Annotated in this window: 13 protein-coding genes; all 13 read left to right on the forward strand. The window is 33.3% G+C overall.

Annotated features, from left to right (window positions below):
• Positions 1-14 precede the first annotated feature (14 nt).
• The 13 genes from ACIQXF_RS04680 (at position 15) to ACIQXF_RS04740 (ending at position 6,170) form a co-directional block, all read left to right on the forward strand.
• Positions 15-329, forward strand: coding sequence for a hypothetical protein (locus tag ACIQXF_RS04680; protein ID WP_402779673.1), 315 nt, complete (start codon positions 15-17; stop codon positions 327-329).
• Complete coding sequence (locus tag ACIQXF_RS04685) at positions 326-529, forward strand: hypothetical protein (RefSeq protein WP_402779675.1); 204 nt, start codon at positions 326-328, stop codon at positions 527-529. Before ACIQXF_RS04680 ends, ACIQXF_RS04685 begins: the two co-directional genes overlap by 4 nt.
• A 135-nt stretch (positions 530-664) precedes the next feature.
• A complete protein-coding gene (locus ACIQXF_RS04690) occupies positions 665-976 on the forward strand; it encodes a winged helix-turn-helix domain-containing protein (RefSeq protein WP_402779677.1) in 312 nt (103 codons plus the stop codon).
• A 78-nt stretch (positions 977-1,054) separates the two neighbouring features.
• The gene (locus ACIQXF_RS04695; RefSeq protein ID WP_402779679.1) at positions 1,055-1,720 is read left to right on the forward strand and encodes a hypothetical protein; all 666 of its coding nucleotides are present in this window, start codon (positions 1,055-1,057) and stop codon (positions 1,718-1,720) included.
• A 189-nt stretch (positions 1,721-1,909) separates the two neighbouring features.
• Positions 1,910-2,836, forward strand: a complete 927-nt coding sequence (locus tag ACIQXF_RS04700; RefSeq protein WP_402779681.1) for a pyocin knob domain-containing protein — start codon at positions 1,910-1,912, stop codon at positions 2,834-2,836.
• A 14-nt stretch (positions 2,837-2,850) separates the two neighbouring features.
• Entirely contained in the window at positions 2,851-3,132 is a 282-nt protein-coding gene (locus tag ACIQXF_RS04705; protein ID WP_402779683.1) for a hypothetical protein, read from the forward strand.
• A gap of 2 nt (positions 3,133-3,134) precedes the next feature.
• The gene (locus tag ACIQXF_RS04710) at positions 3,135-3,305 is read left to right on the forward strand and encodes a hypothetical protein (protein WP_402779685.1); all 171 of its coding nucleotides are present in this window, start codon (positions 3,135-3,137) and stop codon (positions 3,303-3,305) included.
• 35 nt (positions 3,306-3,340) lie between these two features.
• Entirely contained in the window at positions 3,341-3,628 is a 288-nt protein-coding gene (locus ACIQXF_RS04715; RefSeq protein ID WP_402779687.1) for a hypothetical protein, read from the forward strand.
• A 35-nt stretch (positions 3,629-3,663) separates the two neighbouring features.
• Complete coding sequence (locus ACIQXF_RS04720; RefSeq protein WP_402779689.1) at positions 3,664-4,131, forward strand: hypothetical protein; 468 nt, start codon at positions 3,664-3,666, stop codon at positions 4,129-4,131.
• A gap of 179 nt (positions 4,132-4,310) precedes the next feature.
• The gene (locus ACIQXF_RS04725) at positions 4,311-4,724 is read left to right on the forward strand and encodes a hypothetical protein (RefSeq protein WP_402779691.1); all 414 of its coding nucleotides are present in this window, start codon (positions 4,311-4,313) and stop codon (positions 4,722-4,724) included.
• Positions 4,725-4,741: 17 nt separating this feature from the next.
• The gene (locus tag ACIQXF_RS04730; RefSeq protein WP_402779693.1) at positions 4,742-5,023 is read left to right on the forward strand and encodes a phage holin; all 282 of its coding nucleotides are present in this window, start codon (positions 4,742-4,744) and stop codon (positions 5,021-5,023) included.
• Complete coding sequence (locus ACIQXF_RS04735; RefSeq protein WP_402779695.1) at positions 5,023-5,682, forward strand: M23 family metallopeptidase; 660 nt, start codon at positions 5,023-5,025, stop codon at positions 5,680-5,682. The genes ACIQXF_RS04730 and ACIQXF_RS04735 overlap by 1 nt, the downstream gene beginning before the upstream one ends.
• Before the next feature lie 110 nt (positions 5,683-5,792).
• Positions 5,793-6,170 (forward strand): hypothetical protein, encoded by a 378-nt coding sequence (locus ACIQXF_RS04740; protein ID WP_402779697.1) that lies wholly within the window; start codon positions 5,793-5,795, stop codon positions 6,168-6,170.
• The last annotated feature ends 216 nt before the right edge of the window (positions 6,171-6,386 follow it).

A 6,386-nucleotide genomic window follows, 5' to 3' on the forward strand; every position in this document is an offset into this window, starting at 1 on the left:
AAGGAGTGTATAAAATGGAAGAAGCTATTGATAGAATTGCGTACATCGTAGATGATAATGGCTTTGTTATTGATTCATACGTAGTATCCTCTGTTGATGAATACGTAGATGGGAATGTGATAGTTGTTCGTCCACCTATAGACGTATCGTTCTACAAACGTAAATGGGATGGTAGCAAGTGGGTTGAAGGAGAAACAGCAGAAGAAAGAGCTGAACGTGAATCTAAATTATTAATAGAATCTCTAAAGCCTACTCCATCTGAAATCTCAGATGCAGAACTAGAAATTAAGATACTAACCACGCTTACTGAATTGGGGGTTATACAATGAAAGAAGAAAAACATCTTGAAGGATTGACGTTAGTGCAAAAACGTTTGGTAAAAGCCTATGCTACAAGTATTATGGGTGAAGTAAGGATGGTTGCAGATGTTAAACCGACAGAACTACAGAACTACGTAGAGTTAGAAATAGCAGAGCGTGAAATTGTTGCGCTTACAGGAGATTATAAGCCATCTGACAGTTTAATATAGTCGAGGAAGACAAAATAGAATGAGTTTGATAAATAATTTGAAGGAGATGATTAAAAAAGAGTAAGAGAATAAAAATATAACCAGTTGGAAAAGGAGGTGGACTATAGGTGTATAAAACGAAAAGGAGGATGTGCAATGTCAAAAAAAATATTGCCATCGTGTTCTGAAATTTATACACCTTTACTCTGTGAATTATATTTTAAATCTAAACAAGCTTGTTATACCACTGAAATGTATAATGCTTTGGGGAATCGATTTCGGTTATCCAATAAACAATGGAATTTGAAAATGAGAGATGGTCGAAATCACTGGGAGAACAGAGTGCAATCAGCAAAAGGAAACTTAGTTTCGAAAGGGTATGTATATAACGTTAGTCATGGGTGCTGGGGTATTACAGAAGAAGGGAAAGGTTACCTTCTAAGTATTTTATTATTGCGTTTCATTTGAATATAATAGATTATTTCATTAATAGAAAAAAATGCAGATAAATATGTTAAAATCATCTAAAAAATAGGTGGTTTTTGTGTGAAGATTAAAGATATATTTTTCTGGCTTTCAATAGGTTTGATAATATCAGTATTGGTTATTTTAACTAGACAACTTTTACTGAGTGTACCAGAACGATTTTATTTGGGGTCTGAAATAGGGGAGGTGTTATTTAACTTATCCATTGGCTATTTTGTAACGTACTGGTTTTATTATTTGACTGTTCACAGAACAGAAAAAATCCACAAGAAAAAAGCTTACAAACTAGTTTTTACAAGAGCTAATAAAATCGTGTCAAATTTTAACTCATTGAAACAGAGTATGTTCGATGCAAATTTACCTATTTTTCAGGTTGCTGGAATTCAAATGGATAACGCATATAACTATGAGCAAGTATTAAAATTTATAACCCCTTCAACTTATTCAAATAGTTTCAACGGAGCATTTCAGCCGATGACATGGAATGAACGAATCTTAGAAGCCAATAATTCAATTGAAAACGCAGTGAAAGATATATTCATAGTAATTCCTTATTTAGATCCTGATGACATAGAACTGTTTACAGACTTGTACAGTTGTGAATATTTCGAACTAACTAATAATATCGAATTGACTACAATTGAAGATATAGAGTTTTTAGGTAAACCTATGTATGAAGCATATGAAATAATAAAAAAAATCGAAATGAAATTTGCGAATAGATAACCTCTCGTATCTAGAAATCGAATAAATATTAGTTCCATATTGTTCAGTAAGTAATATAAAATTTAATATCAAATATTTATAAAGGTATCCTCTTTTTTGAGGATGCTTTTCTTTTAATAAATTAAATAATATTTCCATTTTAATTAACGCTACTCTTAATGGGTAGCGTATTTTTAAGGAGTTGATGAAATGTACACTGGTAATCAAACTTCATATGAAAATTTAAGTGAAAGTATGAAGCAAGAACTTGAAAAATTAAAGACCCCTATCGTAAACGATTTAACTACTGGTGGAGTTGATAAGGCAATTTCTGCTGAAGCAGTTAAAGGATTGAAAAATGAAGTTGATGAAAAAGCAAATAGTGAAGACTTAGAATCTTTACGAAATACGACTACTGAACATTTGGCAGAACTTGAACAGACAACAGAAAATCACATGAACAACCAACAAATACACGTTACGGAGGGTCATAAAAGCAACTGGAACTATGCTTTTGATGCCACTTATAATGGTAGGTTGGCGCAGACCTGTGTTCAAACATCAGACTGGAATAAGTGTTTGATCAATGGGTGGTATATGGGTTCTAATACTTTTAATTCTCCTACTGGAACCCCTACAGAACATTGGTTTATGGGAGAAGTAATTGCTCATAATAATCAATACATTGTACAGAGGGTGATTCAGTTTACGGACACATCTCTCCCGACATATGAACGTAGTATGAATGGTGGAAATTGGGGAGCTTGGACTAGAGTACCTGATAAACAAATGTATGATAAATTAGTTAGTAACAATGTGCATTGGATAGATGGAACACTTCTTAATGGTTGGTCAGGAACTCTTAAATACACTAAAAACGATATTGGAATTGTTACAATAGCTATTGATGCTGTAGTAGGTGATACGAGTACAAGTATAATAGCTAATCTACCTTTGGATTACGGTCTGTCAAGCTTATCGTCAGTGATACCTATTCTAAATTTCGATACTAATAAACTAGAAATTTCACATCTAATAATAGACTATATGCCAAACACAGGAAATTTTCTACGATTACCAAGCACATCTTTGATACGAAGCAATAAGGTGCGCGGAATTATTAGCTATCAAGCATAGGAGGTGTTAGTAGTATGTTAGTAGAAGCTAGAATTATTAATATAGAAGGATTTATTGAAAAAGTAATCGTCGTTGATAGTGAAGATAGTCAAGAAGATAACGTTATAACTTTACGTCCTCCTAACGGTCTGTATAAAGCTAGATGGTTTGATGGTGCTTGGATCGAAGGAAAAACAGAGGATGAATTTTTAGAAGATGGATTTTTATCAGCACTGCAGCCATCACAGGACGAAGTAAAAAAGGCTGAACGTGAAATAGAAATAGTGAATTTATTAATTGATTTGGAGGTTATTTAAGTATGAATATTATTCAAAATAAATTAGTAGAATCATACGCAACTCTTGTAATGGCTGAACGAATACCAGTTGAAGAAGTGCCTGAAACAAAAACTATCGGTTCTGGTGAATATGCAATTAGAAGTGAAGTAGAAATTGAAATTGCTAATCGAACAATCAATGCTATGTCTTAGTAGTTCCATATTGTTCAGTAAATGGAGGTGAAATAATGTCAGTACAAGTAGAATACATAGATTACAATGAAACAATCCAATCAGCTAAACTTCCAATTGAGAAAGATATTTATCAAGTAATTACCCCTATCGTGAAGAAAGTAGAAGCGAACAATCAAACAGAAATTGAGCGTTATGTTGAAATTGCTTTGCACGATGAACGTCTAAGTAATATTATTACAAAACGATATTCACAAAAAGAAATGCTAGAAATAATTCGTCTTTATCAAAGGATGGTCAAAGAAATAATGGTTGAAGACATTTCAAGTCATTCTAAGTGCTAATCAATAAAATACATAATTATCGGAGGAATTTATTTATGAAGTATCGTGTAATTAAAGATATTAAAGAGAATGTTTATTCTATTACATTTGAAATTGTTGAACAATCACCAGAATTTTTAGAAGCTGTATCAGATCGTGGACAAAAGATTTTAAATGTTGGAGGTAAATTTACTAAAAAGGTTATCGAAAACGGAGTAACTAAAGTTCCAATTGTCGATGAAAATGGAGAGCCTGTATTAGATGATTCTGGAAATCCTACTTTTAATGAAATACCAACTACTACTGAACGTGAAGAGGTTTTATTGAATATCGGTGACTCTTTCAAGTATTTCCCTAAAGAATTACCATTTACAAAATCATTCTCTAAAAATCAGTACCATGAAAATGTAGAAGAAGTGGCTAACTTATATGAAATAACTTTACGTGAACGCATGGATAAATTAATTGATGAATTAAAATCAGATATAGATGAATTTAGTGGTACGAGTGAATATATTCGGTAGTTTAACTTCTTAATAAAAGACACATATTTATTATTTAAAAATGAATGTATATTAATACAAATTAACCTAATAAATAATGCATAAATAAGTAATTTACGTATTAATATACTACAGTTTACTAGAGTAGGTGTGAGTTAATTCTCGCCTACTCTTTTTAATTTATAAAAGTCGGTGATTACATGCAAAATGAAAAATTTGGTGAGAGATTGGCTAGTGTGGAAGTTGAAATAAAGAATCAAGAAAACCGAATTTCAAAATTAGAAGGTAATCATGAATTATTGTATCGCTTAACATTAGTATCTGAACAACAGCAGGAGATGAATAAACATCAGCAAATACAATTAAATAGAATGGATAAAACTTTTAATAATATCAATCAGAATTTAACGAAATTAAATATGTCCCAGGTGGAATTACAAGAGGATGTCAAAGGTATTGGAAAACGAGTGGACAGCATTGAAGATGATTTGAAGCAGGAATCCGCAAAGGACAGTATTTCCATCAGTGACATGATCAAGCAATACCTTCATTGGTGGATACTCATTCCAACAACTATAATTGGCGCTTTAATTTTAAAATCACTAGGACTATAAGAAAGGAATTGATAGCTATGAAAATCAATTGGAAAGTTCGCATCCATAATCCTCAATTTTGGATTACGTTAGGATTATCAATTATTACCCCTCTATTCGCCTATTATGGTATTACAGGAGCCGATTTGACGACTTGGTATAGTGTAAAGGGCTTAATCGTAAATGCAGCTTCTAATCCATACGTATTAGCTTTGATGGCTGTAAGTACATATAATGCAATTTTAGATCCTACAACTGCTAGCTTGAGCGACTCGTCACGAGCATTGACATATAAAAAACCGAAACGAGATGATCTATAATGGCAAATTTTATGTGTCCCGTGAAGAATGCGAGATTAACGAGTAAATTTGGATGGAGAAATATTGGCTATGGAAACGAATGGCACCAAGGTGTCGATCTTGCATCAACAGGAAAGGTTCCCATTTATGCAAGTGCAGCTGGAGTCATTAGTCGAGCACAGGTGTTAAGCAGCTATGGTAATATCGTGATGATTAAGCATACGGTTAACGGCAAAACATATGAAACGAATTATGCACATTTAGATTCCTATTGTGTACAGGTAGGACAAAGAGTAGCGCAAGGACAGCAAATTGGTGTTATGGGTAATACGGGACGAGCATTTGGAGTACATTTACATTTCGAAATTCATAACGGACTTTGGGATAAAGGTCAACCAAATGCTGTTGACCCTATGAAATATATTACATTAACGAATGAAGGAGAATTAACGATGTCACAATACACTGAATTACTAAATAAAATAAAAGAGCTTGAGGAGGCTTTAAAAACAAAACAAGCTATTTTCCCTCCTCGAAAAGCCTCTGAAACGCATAATGCAGCATGGGAATGGTTAAAATGCCAAAGCATTACCGATGGCTCAAACCCTCAAAATTTTTTAACACGCGAGCAATTTGCAACGATGCTAAAAAGATATAACGATTCACTAAACAAAAAATAAATTTGATACATAATTTTATCCTTGAAAATTTTCAATATAACATAAATTCATTCTTATCCAGCAGAATCATGTTACAATGGTGAAGAAAATTGCAACTAAGGAGATATGGCATGAGGCTTTCAACTATTCTTAACTTTTGTATTCTTGTATTTTTCACCTTACTATTCGTCAATGACTTTTTCCCCGATACCACAATTGCTGCGCTCTTAACTAAAAAAATTATTCTTATCCTATTAATTGCTCTTGTCATTGTACAAATAGTAACGGACAAAGGTAGATATAAAAAGCTATCTAAAAAAGCGTATGTTGCTTTAACATTGTATACTGTCGGGCTTTGGATTGTTCTAATATTACTCGGTGGCGAGTCACAAATAGGTTTATCCTTTAACAGCCCTATTTTCTATATTATCTTGCTGTTACTTGGGCTTGATTTATTGCGTATTTATCGCCAAGGAAAGAGCGAACAAGCTGAGGAAAAGATAAAGTAATAACCTAGCAATCAGGTTCTATCCGTCAGTTTGATGGTCCTATCCGTCATTTCCGCGGGTCTATCCGTCACTTTGACTGTTCTATCCGTCAGTTCGACGACCTTTTCCGTTACTGGATGGTCTATCCGTCTCTTTGACTGTTCTATCTGTCGTTTCGATTGTTCTATCCGTCAGTTCGTTGATCCTATCCGTCAGTTTGACGATCCTATCCGTCAC

It is taken from the genome of Lysinibacillus sp. NPDC097231 (genome assembly GCF_044761885.1).
In the GTDB taxonomy this organism is placed as follows: domain Bacteria; phylum Bacillota; class Bacilli; order Bacillales_A; family Planococcaceae; genus Lysinibacillus.

Coding starts and splice junctions, on each gene's coding strand:
- ACIQXF_RS04720 (WP_402779689.1), top strand. CDS start 3,664: ATGAAGTATCGTGTAATTAAAGATATTAAAGAGAATGTTTATTCTATT.
- ACIQXF_RS04685 (WP_402779675.1), top strand. CDS start 326: ATGAAAGAAGAAAAACATCTTGAAGGATTGACGTTAGTGCAAAAACGT.
- ACIQXF_RS04680 (WP_402779673.1), top strand. CDS start 15: ATGGAAGAAGCTATTGATAGAATTGCGTACATCGTAGATGATAATGGC.
- ACIQXF_RS04690 (WP_402779677.1), top strand. CDS start 665: ATGTCAAAAAAAATATTGCCATCGTGTTCTGAAATTTATACACCTTTA.
- ACIQXF_RS04700 (WP_402779681.1), top strand. CDS start 1,910: ATGTACACTGGTAATCAAACTTCATATGAAAATTTAAGTGAAAGTATG.
- ACIQXF_RS04730 (WP_402779693.1), top strand. CDS start 4,742: ATGAAAATCAATTGGAAAGTTCGCATCCATAATCCTCAATTTTGGATT.
- ACIQXF_RS04740 (WP_402779697.1), top strand. CDS start 5,793: ATGAGGCTTTCAACTATTCTTAACTTTTGTATTCTTGTATTTTTCACC.
- ACIQXF_RS04715 (WP_402779687.1), top strand. CDS start 3,341: ATGTCAGTACAAGTAGAATACATAGATTACAATGAAACAATCCAATCA.
- ACIQXF_RS04710 (WP_402779685.1), top strand. CDS start 3,135: ATGAATATTATTCAAAATAAATTAGTAGAATCATACGCAACTCTTGTA.
- ACIQXF_RS04705 (WP_402779683.1), top strand. CDS start 2,851: ATGTTAGTAGAAGCTAGAATTATTAATATAGAAGGATTTATTGAAAAA.
- ACIQXF_RS04735 (WP_402779695.1), top strand. CDS start 5,023: ATGGCAAATTTTATGTGTCCCGTGAAGAATGCGAGATTAACGAGTAAA.
- ACIQXF_RS04725 (WP_402779691.1), top strand. CDS start 4,311: ATGCAAAATGAAAAATTTGGTGAGAGATTGGCTAGTGTGGAAGTTGAA.